The organism is Hymenobacter mucosus, assembly GCF_900188255.1.
GTDB classification, from domain to species: Bacteria; Bacteroidota; Bacteroidia; order Cytophagales; family Hymenobacteraceae; genus Hymenobacter; species Hymenobacter mucosus.
Genome location: NZ_FZNS01000002.1, coordinates 556921 through 570923 on the forward strand (window position 1 = coordinate 556921; position 14003 = coordinate 570923).

Consider the following 14003-nt stretch of genomic DNA (forward strand, 5'->3'; position numbering starts at 1 on the left):
CCATCTGTGAGTGGCCCTTGCAGAAGTGAGAGAAAGGAAACTATGGAGGCGTGGGCTACTAACTCAGGGAAGCCAGGTTGGAGTTGGCAGGGCCACTTAGTAGTTCTCCTAAGGCCGTAAAACGGGAGCCGTGGCAAGGGCAGTCCCAGCTTTTTTCGAGGCTATTCCAGTGCACCACGCAGCCTAAGTGCGGGCAAATAGCCGAGCACTCGTGTGCCTGGCCCTGCTCGTCGCGGTACACTGCTACTTTGGTAGGACCGCGGCGTAGCACGGCACCCGTACCGGGCGCTACCTCCTCGGCCGTCTTTACATCGCCGCCAGTGAGCAGTTCGGTGTACTCGGCAGCTACGTTTACGTTTTCGCGTACAAATTCCTTCACCGATTCGAAGCGTACGGTTACGCGGCCGGGGTCGTAGAGTTTAGCCCACGGGTTTTCGGCGCCCAATAGCAAGTCAGTAATAATGAGAGAACCCAGGGTACCGTGCGTCATACCGTGCCCGGAGTCGCCGGTGATGATGTAGAGGTTATCTTCATCCAGGGGGTTACGACCGGCATAGCCCAATCCGTCGCTGGGCTCCATCACCTGCCCCGACCAGCGGTATTCTATTTCGCCGGCCGTAGGGAAGTGGGCACGCACCCAAAACTCCAGGCAGCGCAGGCGGTCTTCGGGGTCTTCTTCCTGACCCGTTTTATGGTCTTCGCCACCTACAATGAGCAGGTCGTAGTCGGTGTTCTCTACCTCTTGCAGGCGAATGTAGTGGTAGGGGTCGGCGGTGTCCCAATACAAGGCTTTGGTAACGGAACCCTTCGGCACGCGGGCTCCTACTACGTATGTGCGGTACGGGTGCTGCTTGGTGTGCATCACCACCCGGTCGTTGAAGGGTGTATTGGTAGCCACTACTACGGCCTGAGCCTGCACCTCAAGGCCTTCGCGCACTACGGCACGCGCGTCCTTGCCACCCTGCACCGCTTCTACGTGGGTGTTGGTAAAGATGCGCCCACCCTGCCGCGTAATGGCTTCGGTCAGGCCGCGTAGGTACTTCAGAATATGAAACTGGCCCTGGTTGGGAAACACCAGGCACTCGCCCGGCTCGAAGCCTTGGGTGCCGGCGGTAGCTTGGCGGCGCAGGCCTTGCAGCCCGGCGCGGGTAGCGGCTGCCAGCTCTTCGTCTAGCTCCTTGGGGGTCCCGGTTTGCGGAAGAAACAAGTAGCCGTCGAGACGGGTGAAATCACAATCGATGTTCTCCCGCTGCACAATTTCTTCTATTACATCTACCGCGGTGCGGTGGCTTTCAGCCGCCAGCTGGGCTCCCTCCTTGCCAAATAGTTCTTCCAGGGTTGTATATCGGTCGTCGAGAGCAAAAGACAGGTGGGCCGTAGTGCGGCCGCTTTCCCCGCTGGCTAGCTCCCCATCTTCCAGTACCACTACCTGCTTGCTCGCCCGGCCCAGCAAGTAGGCCGTGGTGAGGCCCGCAATGCCACCGCCCACAATCACTACATCGGTAGTAAGTGAGCTAGAAAGACGCGGATAAGTAGGCAGCGGCGCAGCCGTAGCAAACCACGATGACTCGGTAACACCAGATGAATGGGCGGGCTTAGGGGTGATAGCCATAGTAGAAGCAATAGGGAAAGGTGAAGTTGCTTTTCCTCTACGCCCCCGCCCGAGAGCTTGTTAACGCCCAGCTTGGTTTTTCTGCGTTTATTTTCTCTGAAAGCCGAGGTCTACTAGGACTGGCACATCTTCTTCTTTTGCGCTGGCAATCAGGACCTGACCGGTTTTGCAGAAGCAGGCAAAGCACACATCAGCAGTGCCTGTATTGATTTGCACGTTATCCAGAATTATGCCTCTAGTTTCTAAATATTGCTCTGCAGCATTACGAAAGCCAGCAGGTGTGTTCTGCCCTTTATCGGCCCACGGATCAGCGCAGCCAGTCTGTGCGTACTGCACTAGTACGGGATAGTCGTCCCCAAAAAGTGAGTGGTCGCAGGCGGTAGCCAGCGCCGTAAGCCCTCCTAACACGAACCACAAGCTCTTTTTCATAGTAGGCCAAAATAAGGTACCTAGTAGAGAGCCGGCCGGGCCTACATACGTTGCAAGACCTAGTACAAAATATCGTCTACGGGTTCCAACTTCGGCGGCACCTCCGTTTCGCCTAGCATCTGGCGCAGGTCAATTTCAATGGACCGGCAAATCGACGTCATTGGCACGTCGTTCATGTTGTTCTCGAAGGGATTTTCACTGTTGTGGCCTACTGTTTCAATGGTAGCAAACACCCACGACACCAGCACCGAGAAGGGCACGGTGAGCCACATGTGCAAGGGCCCCAGCTTAGCAAACTCCGTGACCAGACCCAGGGGCATTAGGGCCGTGAATAAGTACACGAACAACATGCTGTAGAAGGCATACTGGCGCGGGAAAGGCGTATTCTTGATTCGCTCGCAGCCGCCTTGCAAGTTGTAAAGCGTTTCCAGCGTGTTCATCATCGTCACGTGCTGGAAGTCGTTGAGTAGGCCGCGCTCCTCGCGCAATATGCGCAGGGCGGCAGCCTGCTGCCGAATGAGCTGGGCGGGTGGGTTGGCCGTGTTGCGCAACTTCTCCGATTCTTCCTCGTCCAAAAATGGCGCTACGGCGGCATCCCACTGGCCCGGCTGGCGGCGCAAATGAATGCGCAGGGCATTGCACCATGCTATTTGCCGGTACACCAGTCGGCGGTGACGCTCGGTTAGCTCAGAGGCCGAGGCGCGTGGGGCTTCCACGCCAGGGGCATCTACTACAGAGGTGATGAACTCCAGAATTTGGACGGCACTGGTGCGGCTGCTGTTCACAATACCTCCCCAGAGCTGCCGCCCCTCCCAGAAACGGTCGTACGAGCCGTTGTTTTTGAAGCCAATGTAAAAGGCAACTGCCGTACCCAACGTAGCTACCGGCTGCCACGGAATAGCCACCGAACGAAAGTGGAGGGGCCCGTAGATTAGGCATACCAGTCCGCTGTACAGGGTAAACAGGACGATAGGCTTCCAGCCTAATTTCCAGATGATGCGCCAGCGCAGATTTTCGCGGATGTACACGGGTAAGCGGGGTAATGTGAGAACTTCAGGGAACAGCAAACTAGCGCCCTGAGCTTGAATTTACTTGACAGACTCTTGGCTTGCACTACCTACGCTTACGGCCCACGGCTACTCTCGTGTTTCCTTTACCAAAGTTTCTTTTCACCTATTCCAGCACAATGCCCATTAGGCGCATGAGCTGGCTGGCGTTGAAGGCCCGGCACACCCCGGGCGTGAGGTGGTAGTCGAAGCGCAAGGTGCCGTCGGGCTCCAGAAAACTATTGAAGCTGAAGTTGCGCACGGTGCCGGGCAGTTCTTCCTCTAGGGCCGCCAGTTCTAAGTCGTGGGTGCTGATGAGGCCACTTGCCGGCCGCTGACGAAGCTGGTGTACCAACGCCCGCGCCCCGCGGTGGCGGTCCTGAGAATTGGTACCCTTCAGAATTTCATCGAGCAGGTAGAAAATAGGTAGCTCCGCCGCGGCTGGTGCCTCGGCCAAGTCCAGTAGTAAGCGGAGGCGCTTGAGCTCGGCGTAGAAAGAAGACGTGTTTTCGGCCAGGTTGTCATTGGTACGCATGGCCGTGTATACCTGCGCCGGACTGCTATGAAAACGACGGGCCGCCACTACTGCCCCTGCCTGGGCCAGTACCAAGTTCAGGCCCACCGTGCGCAGAAACGTGCTTTTTCCGGCCATGTTGGACCCCGTCACTACTACGGTTTGGCCGGCACCGCGGGTACTGAAATCGTTGGTAATGCGCTGATGATCGAAAATCAGCGGATGGCCCAAACCTTCCGCTACCACTTCCAAGGTTTCTGCACTCAGAGTAGGCTCGGAATAGGTTGGGTTGGCAAACCGGAAAGCCGCCAAGCTTACCAATGCATCTAGCTCGGCGGCTGCCTCCATCAAGGGCTCTAGTCCGCCAGCTAGCCGGCTTTTCCAATTATCAAGTTGCCATACTCCCCACAGGTCCCAGAGGAAAAGTCCGTTCACGGCACCCGCTACGGCGGGGTTTTGGCGCAAGGAAAACCACCCCGCAATGCGTGCCAGTTGGTTGAGTAAGGCTGCGGCCGAAGTGCCTTCGGCTACCTGCAGCGTGCGGTGCAACCGGCGCAACACAGGTGCCTGCCACTCCCGCGCCTCAAATAAGGCTAGTTGGTCGTGCGCTGCCCGGAGGGCGTCGCGCATGGCGGTGGCCTGGGTGTAGTAGTCGGCTCGCACGGCGCCAAAGCGGGCATTTAAGCTGCCAGTAAGCACCAGTGCGCCTAGCAACACCCACACGCCATGGCCGCTCAGCAGCCACACTACGCCCCCCACAGCCACTACCGGCAAAACCATCATTACGGGCAGTAGCCAGCCTTTGTCCGCAAAAAAGTTGGGGTGCCGCAGCCAGGTCGCAAACTGCCGCGGGTCCGACTCTTGCCGGGGGTAGTGCCGGGCGCGGGCCTGCCACTCTTGCTGCCAGGCCACATCGGGCGCTAGCTCGGCGGTGGCTTGCTGCCGCTCTCGCACCGCTGTGGGCAAGCTGGGGGTAAGAAGCCAAGCTGCCAGCCAGTCTTGCCCCAGGCGGGAAGTACTACGGTTGAGAAGCTGAAACAGGGAATGCGGGCCAAATACATCAAGGTCGGCGGCGTAGGGATGCTGCACGTCGAGGTAGCGAAGTCCTGGGTCAAAGCCCGCAAGCTGGCCTGCTAGGCGCGTTTGCTCGTCGCGGTTGAGTTGGGCCAGCAGGCGGAAGTGCTCCCGTTGGTAGCCCACGGCCGTATGCCAGCGCACAAGCCCTAAGAACACGAGGTAGGCTACGAAAAGCACGCCGAATGCCACCGTACTTCGCCCGGCCGAAAACAGAACCCAGGCGCCCGCGCCAGCCCCCACAAATACCAGCAGCCGCACCAGGGCCACCAGGCGGTGCCGCCCCGCAAAGTAGGCTTCGCGCTCGGTGTAGTGGGCTAGGTTTTCCTGGAAAAGCTCAGCAGGCGAAACGGACAGGGTACGAGTAGCAGAAGAAACGGGCACGGCAGCAAATTCAGTGAAGCCACGAAGGTACAAAGGGTGGCGCTAGGCCTATCGGCTTTACACGTGCTCGGGTAGTGGGCACGTCCATGCTTATTTACTTGCGCTACTACTGCAAGCGGCGCAATGGGCTGTTGGGCTTCAGATAGCGGGCCATTTCGGCAAAGGTGAAGGACAGGCGAAACTGCTCGTTATAGGTCTTCCGCATGAAGTTCGACATCATGTCGTACTCTACGGAGTGGTTGAAGGAAACGCCGTTTTTCTCGATCCGCATATCATCAGGCCACTTTTCGGGCCCGATGTGTTGACTACGTAGGCCAGCCGCATCTATCGAGTCTAGTCCGCCTGCTTCGCTGGCCAGGTAAGCGGCCAGCTGCTGCTGTAGTTGAGCTTCACAGGACGCCAGAAAAGCTTTTTCCTTTGCGGGGTCAAGTTCATTCTCGTTAAGCGTCTCGCCGGTACGTAGGTCCACTAGTATCGTCCAAAATCGGCTGTTTACGTTGGCGAACGTGTATTCGTCTCGTAATGACACGCTCAGCAAGCCCCGGTCGTTATAGGTCACTTCAGAGCTTACTCCCCCGTAACCTTGGAATCCGCCTTTTTCGTGGTTTCGGTGCTCTTCCTGTAAGGTTTGCTCCGATAGATTCTCTATGTCAAAAAGCCAATAGAGCTTCTCCGTGACGCCCATGTCAGAAACGGTGAACTCCGGCGCCGTAAACTCCTCGAAGTAGGTCCGCTCACTCACGTGTGCTTTCTGCACTGGCCCGCTGATGTGGTAGGGAGTGAGCTGCGCCGGAAGCTGCTTGTCTGATTTGGCGCCTTGCCAAGTGCCGGTTAGGCTACCCTGGGAGGCAGGGCGCAGCCGAAAATACGCAAAGGGATGACGTACTTTTCCCCCAGGGCCCCAGCCTGTGGCCACGGTATCGGGGCGCTCTGGGTCTATTTCCCGCAGCCATATCTCCCCATCAGGCGCCAGTATTCCCCATAGCCTAATGGGCTTCTGCTGCTTGAGGTAATAATATATACCGACTACTTCTGTCTTGTTGAGCTGACTGGTAATGGCCAATCGGAACGGGTATCTACCAGCAATGGAGCCTTTGTAGCTGCCTAGCACTGGCACCGTACGGGTAGAGTCGGTGGCAGGAGTTGCTGCCGTAACGGCTGGTGTAGTTGTTTTCGATTCGCAGCTCCACAGGGCCAGCAATACGGCCGCTGCATAAAGTATTCGCACGGAAAGGATAGCTAAGGCAAGCGTTGTAAAAGGCTCTCCGGTTTCAGAAATGGCTTTAACTCAGTAGTGGTGAAATGCACCATAAATTCATCCGTAAATAACTTGGATATCATATTTGACAAGGCATCATAGTTCACGGAATGATGACACTGGATTTCATTGCCAAATACAGCGTATTCATCGGTGCTACTCAGCCTAAAGTGCTGCTCAAGTAGACCTTGCTTATCGACTGGGTTTAACGCATTTTGCGGGACAGAAAGGTATTTCAGTACCTCTTGGTGCAGCTTTCGTTCCCCTAGCGCCAGGAAGGATTGAAGCTTCTGGGGCTGAATTTCATCAGCGAGTATTATGGGGAAGCCGGTGTTTAAATCAATGGTTCGGGACTCATAGTTATGCCAAGCATTGGCCCCTATTACATCTCGCCGAACGGTAATGCTTAATAGCCCATTGGCGTTATAGTTTTTGGTATACACTATACTTTCTAAGCCCGTATGGTCTCCGTCTTTTTGCTTTTGCCGCACCTCTTCGAGAAAGCTACTCAGGCTCTGGCTCATCAGGCTTTCAAAAGAAAAATATTGGTCTAGCATTGCCATTAAGGCAGCATTGGGCACGGTAACCACAGGCACCGTGTAGTACTTCAGATAGGTTTTAGACTTAACCTGAGCCGAGGCTACAAACGGTTGAGCAGCCCCGTTTATTCGTTTCATTCGCAGGGGTAGCAGTGTAGTGCCTGATTTGTTATACCAGTGACCTAGCACTTCCGGGTAGTAGCTCAAGCTTATGCTAAACCAACCGGTGGGTACGGTATCCGCCGGGGCCAACTCCCGCAACTCTATGCTTGGGGTAGATAGGCTTGGCTGAATGTGGCCTCGTAATTCCAGCGGCTTGCCTTTCGAGAGGTAATAATAGGTGCCCACTACCGAGCTATCCGTATTGCCAGGGCGCAGCACTAGCCGGATGGGGTACTTCCCATTGAGGTCGCCTTCGTACACGCCCATCATGCCTTGGAGTTTGGCTATATGCTCTGCGCCCCATGAATTCTGCGCCCGCACTGAGAGGCCGCTAATCAGCCATACCAACAAGGCCCAGCAGTACTTGGCCCAGCCAGCCTGCTGGGCAATAGATGTTTTCATACGTCTCGGGCTCAGCTGACTACCGCAATGCACTTTAGCTCGATGGCAATGGGCGTGGGCAGGCAGTTGACTTCCACGGTAGTGCGGCAGGGCTGGTTGCTGCGGAAATACTCGGCGTAGAGGCGGTTATAGGTCGGGAAGTCGGCGCGCATGTTGGTGAGGTATACGGTCACATCTACCAGGTCTTCCCAGCGGGCCCCGGCTTCTTCCAGGATGTAGCGCACATTCTGAAATACGGCATGGCACTGGCGCTCGAAGTCGTAGGCCACTATACTTCCATCGGCGGCCAGCTCTACGCCGGGCACTTGTTGCTGACCGCGCTGGCGGGGCCCTACCCCGGAGAGGAACAGGAGGTTGCCGGCGCGCCGGGCGTGGGGGTAGAGACCTACCGGCTCGGGGGCCCGGCCAGAGGTATGGGCAGTGGAAGAAGTGTCGGGTGCCATAAAGCCAAATCTACCGAATTGCGGCGCTTTTTGCGCACCCTGCGAACCCCAGGGCCTGCTGGTGCGGTTGTTGTGTCGGTTGCTTGCGGTTGTAAGCATCACACTTCCTCGCTCATGACGCCCACTCTCCGCCGTTTTGTCTTGCTGCTGGCCTTGGCGCCAGCTGGCCTCACTACCGTAGTTGCTCAGCAGAAGCTGAAGTACCCTAAGCAGCCCGCCGCCTCCGAAATCTACGACGCGGTGGAGAAGCCTGCCGTGCCACTAGGTGGTGTGGAGGCCTACGCTGAGTACCTAGCCGATAAGCAGCAATACCCCACGGCGGCTCTGCAAAGTGGCACCCAAGGTACTGTTACGGTAAATTTTGTGGTGGAGAAGACGGGCTCTATTTCCAACGTAACCGTGGCCCAACCCGTCTCGCCCGAGTTGGATGCGGAAGCCATTCGCCTGATTAAAGGGGGGCCGCGCTGGACGCCGGCCCAGCACCGGGGTGGTGTAGTACGCCAGCGCGTGAACGTGCCAATTACCTTTCAGATTCCGGCTAATGCCGGCGGTACCGCTGCGGCACCTGGTGGCGCTGCCGCCGAAGGCTCCACTACACAGATTGTAACGCCCGACCAGCCAGCCCGGCCCGTTGGGGGCACCGATGCGTTCTTCGAGTGGATTCAGCAGAACCAGAAGTACCCCGCCCTAGCTCGGCAGCGCAAGGTGCAGGGCCGCGTCATGATGGAGTTCGTCGTGCAGAAAGATGGCTCCCTCACCGACATCAAGCCCATCAAACGCATGGGCTCTGGCCTTGATGAAGAAGCTATTCGCCTCATCAAAGCAGCACCTAAGTGGCAGCCTGCCACATATAAGGGCCAACCCATGAAGCAAAAGATGGTGTTGCCGGTTGTATTTACGTTGTAGCCCACCAGCGGCTAGCCAAGCACAACATATTTCGCTTTCGTAAAGTAATTTCTGCGCTGCCTCGTCTGCCTCTGTAGCTAGGCCAACGAGGCTACTACTGTCTGGCTGCCTTAGGGCAGCTCTCCGCCCCTTCTATTCTTTCCTGCTCATGCTTTCCCCCCTGCCTGTAGTATCTGCCCCCCCGGTGGGTTTCGGCACGCCGCTGCCACTTCCTGATTCTTACTCCATTTGGCCCTACCAAACGCGGTTTCGGCAGGCGGCTCAGGCAGTAGCATCCGGCATTTTCGATACGCTTGATGAAGACCTGGACCCCTATGTGCTACTACTGGCGTTGCCAGCCGAAGCAGAAGAGCTATTAGACGCCGAGCCGGCCTCTGTGTGCCTAGAGCCCGAAGACTGCGGCTTGCGCCCCAGTTCGTTTGAAGGCTTGGTGGAGCAAGGACGAGTATTTCAACTAACTCAGTCGTGGAATCCACCGGAGCGGGAGCTGATGAGCGAGACGATGATTCAGCGTAAGCTCTCGGCCCTAGGTATCCGGCGGGCCGTGCAAGAAGCGCTGAATGCTACCGACACGCCGAGCCGCTACGTGCTATTTGCCGGGGCTCCGGTACCCATTGACCGGCACTACGTAGTGCCTGTGCTGCGCCTCAACCGCAAAGCCGTCAACAGCTACCCGGCGCTGCAGGAAAACCGTTTCTATACCGATGGCAAGCCCCTATCGCACTCCCTGCTCATGGCCGCCGTCATTCGTTTTCACGAGGAGTGCTTGAAATCCCTCACGGAGCCTGAGCCCGGATCGGGCCTGCTGGTGCGCCCCCGCGAAACCGACGAACTGATTCGGGCGGCGGGCAAGCTGTTTATGGATACCCCGGCCCAGGGCCTGGGCATGAACCCGTCAGCCACCAAGCTATTTGCTACCTGTAATACCATTTCCTCGCTGCGGTACGAGGGCGCCGAAGGCGTGGGCAAGGTTCTACTGGCGCGGCGCGGCCATCCCAACCTATCGGAAGTATTTGCCCTCACCTGCCCTACCCCGCTCACCGACTACCGGGCCGTTCGCAAACTCCTGGAAATGACTACCCACGACATCAGCTTGCTGGCCGATGGCGAGAACGTGTATGCTCTGGGTCGCCAGATCGGCCAGTACGATGCCACGCGCGAAGACTTGTTTGTCATCAACTTCGTGAATCACTACGCCTGGGAGTTTCAGCACGGCGGCCAGATACTCATGCGGGCGCATTACGGCCTACCCAGCTTGCCCCGTACTCGGCTCAACCGGGCCAAGTTCCGCCGCGACCTGAAGCGCACCTTCCACCTCACCGACCCTACCAAAGTGGAACGACTCTGGGATGTGGTGGTAGAAGCCAGCCGGCAGAAGCATGGCACCTTGCTTGTCATCACCACCGAAGCCCTGGCCGAGGCTGACCGTCTCAAGCTACAGTGCACCCTTATCGAGCCGGTACCGCTCACCCCACTCATCACCCGCCTGGTAACGGCCATCGATGGAGCCGTCCTCCTCGACCCTGAGTCTTACTGTTACTCCATTGGGGTGATTCTGGACGGGAAGGCCTCCGGGCACGGCACCAGTACCCGCGGTGCCCGCTACAACTCTGCCATTCGTTACGTTGACAGCTCGCCCTACCCTTGCTTGGCTATTGTAGTCAGTGAAGATGGATTGGTTGATGTTATCACGAAGGACGGCTTACGCGAGGAATAGCGTTCTTTTCTCATAGGTCTGTTCTCATAAACGGCCCGCGTGCTTTACCGGAAGCACACGGGCCGTTTGCCATTGGTAGCAGTCCGTTTTAGCCGTAGCTTGCGCCCAAGTATTCTATGTTCTTTTCTAGTAGAAAGATCTTTATCCTCGCCTGTAATGAACCGCCGATTATATCTGCTTGCCATCTATGCTGCGGCCCACGTATTCTTGTTTGCTTGTAGCAAAGATGACAACCCGGAGCCTCCCGTTGAGCAGGTTATTCCTTTACAGGTTGGCAACCGGTGGCAGTACCGCGTCTACCTCTATGAGCGCAACGGCACCATGTACGATTCCTCGGGCATCTATACCCGTACGGTGCTGCGCGACACAACCATCAACAAAAGCACCTGGTATATTCTCAACGACCGGACCATCGTCCGGAACACCTCACGAGGCTACGCCTACTACAACGTAGCGGGCAACCTCGACGTCCTACTTTATCCATCTGCTACGTCTGGCAATATTGGGTACAACTACGTGTACCCGACTTATACCCTATGGGTGCTGACTACGCCGGATGCGGAGCTGAAACCCATCCCTGATTCGCGTCAGAAGCTTACGGGCCGGCAGTATAAGCTAGAGTACCAGTACAACTACACTAGCCCGGCTTCGCTTCAGATTCAGCGGCGGCAAGAGTGGGTGGTACCAGCCGTGGGCATGGCGCGTGCCGACCTTTTCTACCGCGACACCGACCTGCTCCAGCGCCGCTTGGAGCTAGAAACCTACACGTTGAAATAACCCGCGCCTTAGGTCTGCTTCGCCCGAAACGACCACGTAATGCGGAAGGTAGCTACCACGTCTCCGGCTGGGTCTACCCCTGTGCTGGTGCATACTACGGTGCGCCCTTCACCAGTAGCCCGACTCTCGGCCAAGGCTTGCCCGATGGCAGCGCCATCCTCACATGTAAAAGCAATACGCCCAACGGCCTTCTTGGTGAACTTGGCTTCCATTCCTACCACTAGCATGGAAGCTGGTGTACCATCTTGCACGTACATCATGGCCAACAAGCCGCTCGCCATTTCGGCGGCCATGCTCAGGCAGGCAAAGTAGATGCTGCGGAACGGGTTTTTGGTGAGGTACTTGAAGGGCACCGTAACGGTAGCACGCCCCAGCGTAACCTCCCGAATGCGCAAGCCGGCTAGGTAGGCCATAGGCAGGCGGCGCAGCAGAAACAGCCGCAGTTTCAGGGGATTCTGAATGGTGCGCCGAAACTGCGCCATGCGGGGCGTATCGGGCGTAGTGGGGGTGGGCTGGGCGTTCATGGCGAGTATGTTGGGAGGTGCAATGAACAAAAAATGCTCGGCCTGCTGAGCAGTTAGGTTGCATTTCCGCTTTCCAACGACGACACACAAAGGCCCTGCCTTCGGTAGAAGACAGGGCCTCTTCGGGAAAAGAAACTGGACTAGCCTTTCTTTTCCAATACCAGCACTACTTTATTGAAGTTGGCGGCGGCGTTTACTACTCCCCGGAAGGCTTCAAAGTCCTTCTTGGGCCAGCGAATTTGGCGGTAGTACTCCCGAATAGTCACGATGACTTTCTGTCCTTGCTGCTCATAGCTCGATTTAAACAAGTACTCGGGGCCTTTATCGGTGGGGCCGGCGCTGATGTCCACGTTCAAATCGTTGAGGTTGCGTACCTGATAACCAGCGGGCAGCTCAAACGTGATGGTGCGGTTATAGCGGCGGTTGAAGTCGTTTTCCACGTCGTACTGCCGCTCGTCGGCCTGGTACAGTTCCGACTGCGGCCCCAGCAGCGTACCTACTTTGAACAGGTACTTGGGCCCGGCGCGGTCCAGCAACGCCACCGATTCTACTGTGGCATCCACAATGAATGGCTTTTCCAGCGGGTTCAAGCCGGTTTCAATGTTGGTAGCCTTTATTTGCTGGAACGTAGCATCGGGCACGTTGCTCTTAATGAGTTCCTGCAGTACTTCGGTGCGCTTCTCATCCGGAATCAGGCCGTAGAAGGGCTGAATCTGCTGGGCGTGGTAGCCACCCAGGGTTTCACGAATGGTAACAGTGCTCTTGTCTAGGTTGGGCGCAAACTGCACGGCAATGTCCAGGTCGCTGGGGCTTTGGTCGGCGGCAAGGGTAGGAATGAAGCCCGTGCTGCCTATGGCCGTTTCAGTGCTGCCCAGCTTCACGGTGCGCACAAACAACGCCTCATTAGCCGTCCACTCCGCCGGAATCAGCGGCATCCGATAATCGGGACGGCCCGGAGCCAACCACTGCTTTGTGGAGGGAAAGAAGAACACAAAGTGGTCGAGGTAATTCCAGGAGTCAAACTCCTTGTCGAAAGCGGCGTCCGTCCGGTCCGATGTCACCACCAACTCGTGCGTGATGTTCAGGCGGTTGAAAATGGCCGCGTAGAGCCGGGCCATACCTACCTCGGAGCCAGTACGCGTGGTTATAACGTGCGCTAGGTCCTCCCCCGCCGAATCATCGGGGCGGAAATTCTTCTTGATGTACTGCTCAGCAGCCACCACTTGATTGGTAGCGGGCAAGGCCATTTGCTTGAGCAGCTTGTCCACAGCCTTCTGCTCGTCTTTGGTCCACCCGTATACCCGCCGGTAGAGGAACTGACTGGCATCGGCCCAGGTGAAGAGCCGCTCACGGCCGCGGGCTTGGCTATACGCCATTTTGTATTCTACACGCTGGCGCTCCGCCTTTATGTTGGCAAACGTCTCTTCGCGGGCGGCGGGCACATCGTGCAGGGCTAGGCGTACAATGCGTTTTTCGTTTTGCACCGTGTCGCGCAGAACAACGGACGTGCTGCTAGGGTAGCGCCGGGCTTCAAAGGTGAAAAACTCGGGCGTAATCAACTCAAAGGTTACGTCGCGGGCGGGCACCTCATCTTGCATATAGTTGCGACCGAAGTAGTTGGCGGGCCGCTCCCGGGTGAAGAGGTATTCAATCTCGCTACCTTTCTCCAATCCCTCCACCGCAAAGATTTTAAAGCCGCGGCCCCCATCTTGGTCTTTTAGCTCCTTCATGTTGGCGGCGTCGATTTCCACCACTTCCCCACGTGGACTGATGGTGCGCGCCTTCAACGACAGCACTTTGCCCCCATCCTGCACGGGCAGGTAGATTTTGTTGTAGCGCTCAATCCCCTCGGAGGTATTCACACGCACAATGTGGTGGTCGAGAGAATAGAGGTGCAGCTCGCGCTTTGCATCCAAAGCGTACTCTTCTACGCGCAGCTCACGCAGAATGAGGGCCGGATTTTGCGCTTCGGTGGTAGTTAGGGTCATCGGCTTGCGCCGGGCCTCCCAATCGTAGGTGCTGTAGGAAAGGCCAGCAGGCAGACTTTGAGCCTGCAACACAGCAGGCAGCGCTAGGGCCACCAGGGTAAGCACCTGGCGGCCGCGGAATAAGATAGACATCACGGGTAAAAAGGGGTAGCGCCTACCCGGGCGGGCGGGCGCAATCTTGTATGATAGATACCAACCATGCGAGCTGACTCCGTTCGTCAGCCGCAT

General features: G+C 57.2%; 12 protein-coding genes. 3 read left to right on the plus strand and 9 right to left on the minus strand.

Features of this window, described 5'->3' with window-relative positions; genetic code table 11:
- Nucleotides 1-58: 58 nt before the first annotated feature.
- The 7 genes from CHB83_RS06290 to CHB83_RS06320 all read right to left on the minus strand — a co-directional run bounded on the left by CHB83_RS06290 (nucleotide 59) and on the right by CHB83_RS06320 (nucleotide 7863).
- Nucleotides 59-1612, minus strand: a complete 1554-nt coding sequence (locus CHB83_RS06290; protein WP_089332035.1) for an FAD-dependent oxidoreductase — start codon at nucleotides 1610-1612, stop codon at nucleotides 59-61.
- 87 nt (nucleotides 1613-1699) lie between these two features.
- On the minus strand, nucleotides 1700-2041 hold the full coding sequence (locus CHB83_RS06295) for a hypothetical protein (protein ID WP_089332036.1): 342 nt from the start codon (nucleotides 2039-2041) through the stop codon (nucleotides 1700-1702).
- A gap of 59 nt (nucleotides 2042-2100) precedes the next feature.
- Entirely contained in the window at nucleotides 2101-3069 is a 969-nt protein-coding gene (locus tag CHB83_RS06300; RefSeq protein ID WP_045688292.1) for a bestrophin family protein, read from the minus strand.
- A gap of 145 nt (nucleotides 3070-3214) precedes the next feature.
- Entirely contained in the window at nucleotides 3215-5059 is a 1845-nt protein-coding gene (locus CHB83_RS06305; RefSeq protein ID WP_143437017.1) for a MutS-related protein, read from the minus strand.
- 106 nt (nucleotides 5060-5165) lie between these two features.
- Entirely contained in the window at nucleotides 5166-6287 is a 1122-nt protein-coding gene (locus CHB83_RS06310; RefSeq protein WP_143437019.1) for a hypothetical protein, read from the minus strand.
- Between the two features lie 11 nt (nucleotides 6288-6298).
- On the minus strand, nucleotides 6299-7420 hold the full coding sequence (locus CHB83_RS06315; protein ID WP_089332039.1) for a hypothetical protein: 1122 nt from the start codon (nucleotides 7418-7420) through the stop codon (nucleotides 6299-6301).
- A gap of 11 nt (nucleotides 7421-7431) precedes the next feature.
- Nucleotides 7432-7863 (minus strand): RidA family protein, encoded by a 432-nt coding sequence (locus CHB83_RS06320; protein ID WP_089332040.1) that lies wholly within the window; start codon nucleotides 7861-7863, stop codon nucleotides 7432-7434.
- Nucleotides 7864-7977: 114 nt separating this feature from the next.
- Here CHB83_RS06320 and CHB83_RS06325 point away from each other — a divergent pair, with 114 nt between their 5' ends.
- From CHB83_RS06325 to CHB83_RS06335, 3 genes are all read left to right on the plus strand, one after another.
- The gene (locus CHB83_RS06325; RefSeq protein WP_045688296.1) at nucleotides 7978-8769 is read left to right on the plus strand and encodes an energy transducer TonB; all 792 of its coding nucleotides are present in this window, start codon (nucleotides 7978-7980) and stop codon (nucleotides 8767-8769) included.
- Between the two features lie 148 nt (nucleotides 8770-8917).
- Nucleotides 8918-10486, plus strand: a complete 1569-nt coding sequence (locus CHB83_RS06330; RefSeq protein WP_089332042.1) for a diadenylate cyclase — start codon at nucleotides 8918-8920, stop codon at nucleotides 10484-10486.
- A gap of 156 nt (nucleotides 10487-10642) precedes the next feature.
- Nucleotides 10643-11263 (plus strand): hypothetical protein, encoded by a 621-nt coding sequence (locus tag CHB83_RS06335; protein ID WP_089332043.1) that lies wholly within the window; start codon nucleotides 10643-10645, stop codon nucleotides 11261-11263.
- Nucleotides 11264-11271: 8 nt separating this feature from the next.
- On the opposite strand, the gene CHB83_RS06340 is transcribed toward CHB83_RS06335, so the two are convergent.
- Both CHB83_RS06340 and CHB83_RS06345 read right to left on the minus strand, forming a co-directional pair.
- Nucleotides 11272-11787 carry a DUF4442 domain-containing protein gene (locus tag CHB83_RS06340; protein ID WP_089332044.1) on the minus strand — a complete coding sequence of 172 codons (516 nt, stop codon included), beginning with the start codon at nucleotides 11785-11787 and terminating at the stop codon, nucleotides 11272-11274.
- A 140-nt stretch (nucleotides 11788-11927) separates the two neighbouring features.
- Nucleotides 11928-13907: a DUF3857 domain-containing protein gene (locus CHB83_RS06345; protein WP_179225470.1), complete on the minus strand. Its 1980-nt coding sequence runs from the start codon at nucleotides 13905-13907 to the stop codon at nucleotides 11928-11930.
- Between the last annotated feature and the right edge of the window lie 96 nt (nucleotides 13908-14003).

Excerpts from the sequence above, each read along its gene's own strand:
- CHB83_RS06290 (WP_089332035.1), bottom strand. The coding sequence starts at position 1,612 with ATGGCTATCACCCCTAAGCCCGCCCATTCATCTGGTGTTACCGAGTCA.
- CHB83_RS06295 (WP_089332036.1), bottom strand. The coding sequence starts at position 2,041 with ATGAAAAAGAGCTTGTGGTTCGTGTTAGGAGGGCTTACGGCGCTGGCT.
- CHB83_RS06315 (WP_089332039.1), bottom strand. The coding sequence starts at position 7,420 with ATGAAAACATCTATTGCCCAGCAGGCTGGCTGGGCCAAGTACTGCTGG.
- CHB83_RS06320 (WP_089332040.1), bottom strand. The coding sequence starts at position 7,863 with ATGGCACCCGACACTTCTTCCACTGCCCATACCTCTGGCCGGGCCCCC.
- CHB83_RS06325 (WP_045688296.1), top strand. The coding sequence starts at position 7,978 with ATGACGCCCACTCTCCGCCGTTTTGTCTTGCTGCTGGCCTTGGCGCCA.
- CHB83_RS06330 (WP_089332042.1), top strand. The coding sequence starts at position 8,918 with ATGCTTTCCCCCCTGCCTGTAGTATCTGCCCCCCCGGTGGGTTTCGGC.
- CHB83_RS06335 (WP_089332043.1), top strand. The coding sequence starts at position 10,643 with ATGAACCGCCGATTATATCTGCTTGCCATCTATGCTGCGGCCCACGTA.
- CHB83_RS06340 (WP_089332044.1), bottom strand. The coding sequence starts at position 11,787 with ATGAACGCCCAGCCCACCCCCACTACGCCCGATACGCCCCGCATGGCG.
- CHB83_RS06345 (WP_179225470.1), bottom strand. The coding sequence starts at position 13,907 with ATGTCTATCTTATTCCGCGGCCGCCAGGTGCTTACCCTGGTGGCCCTA.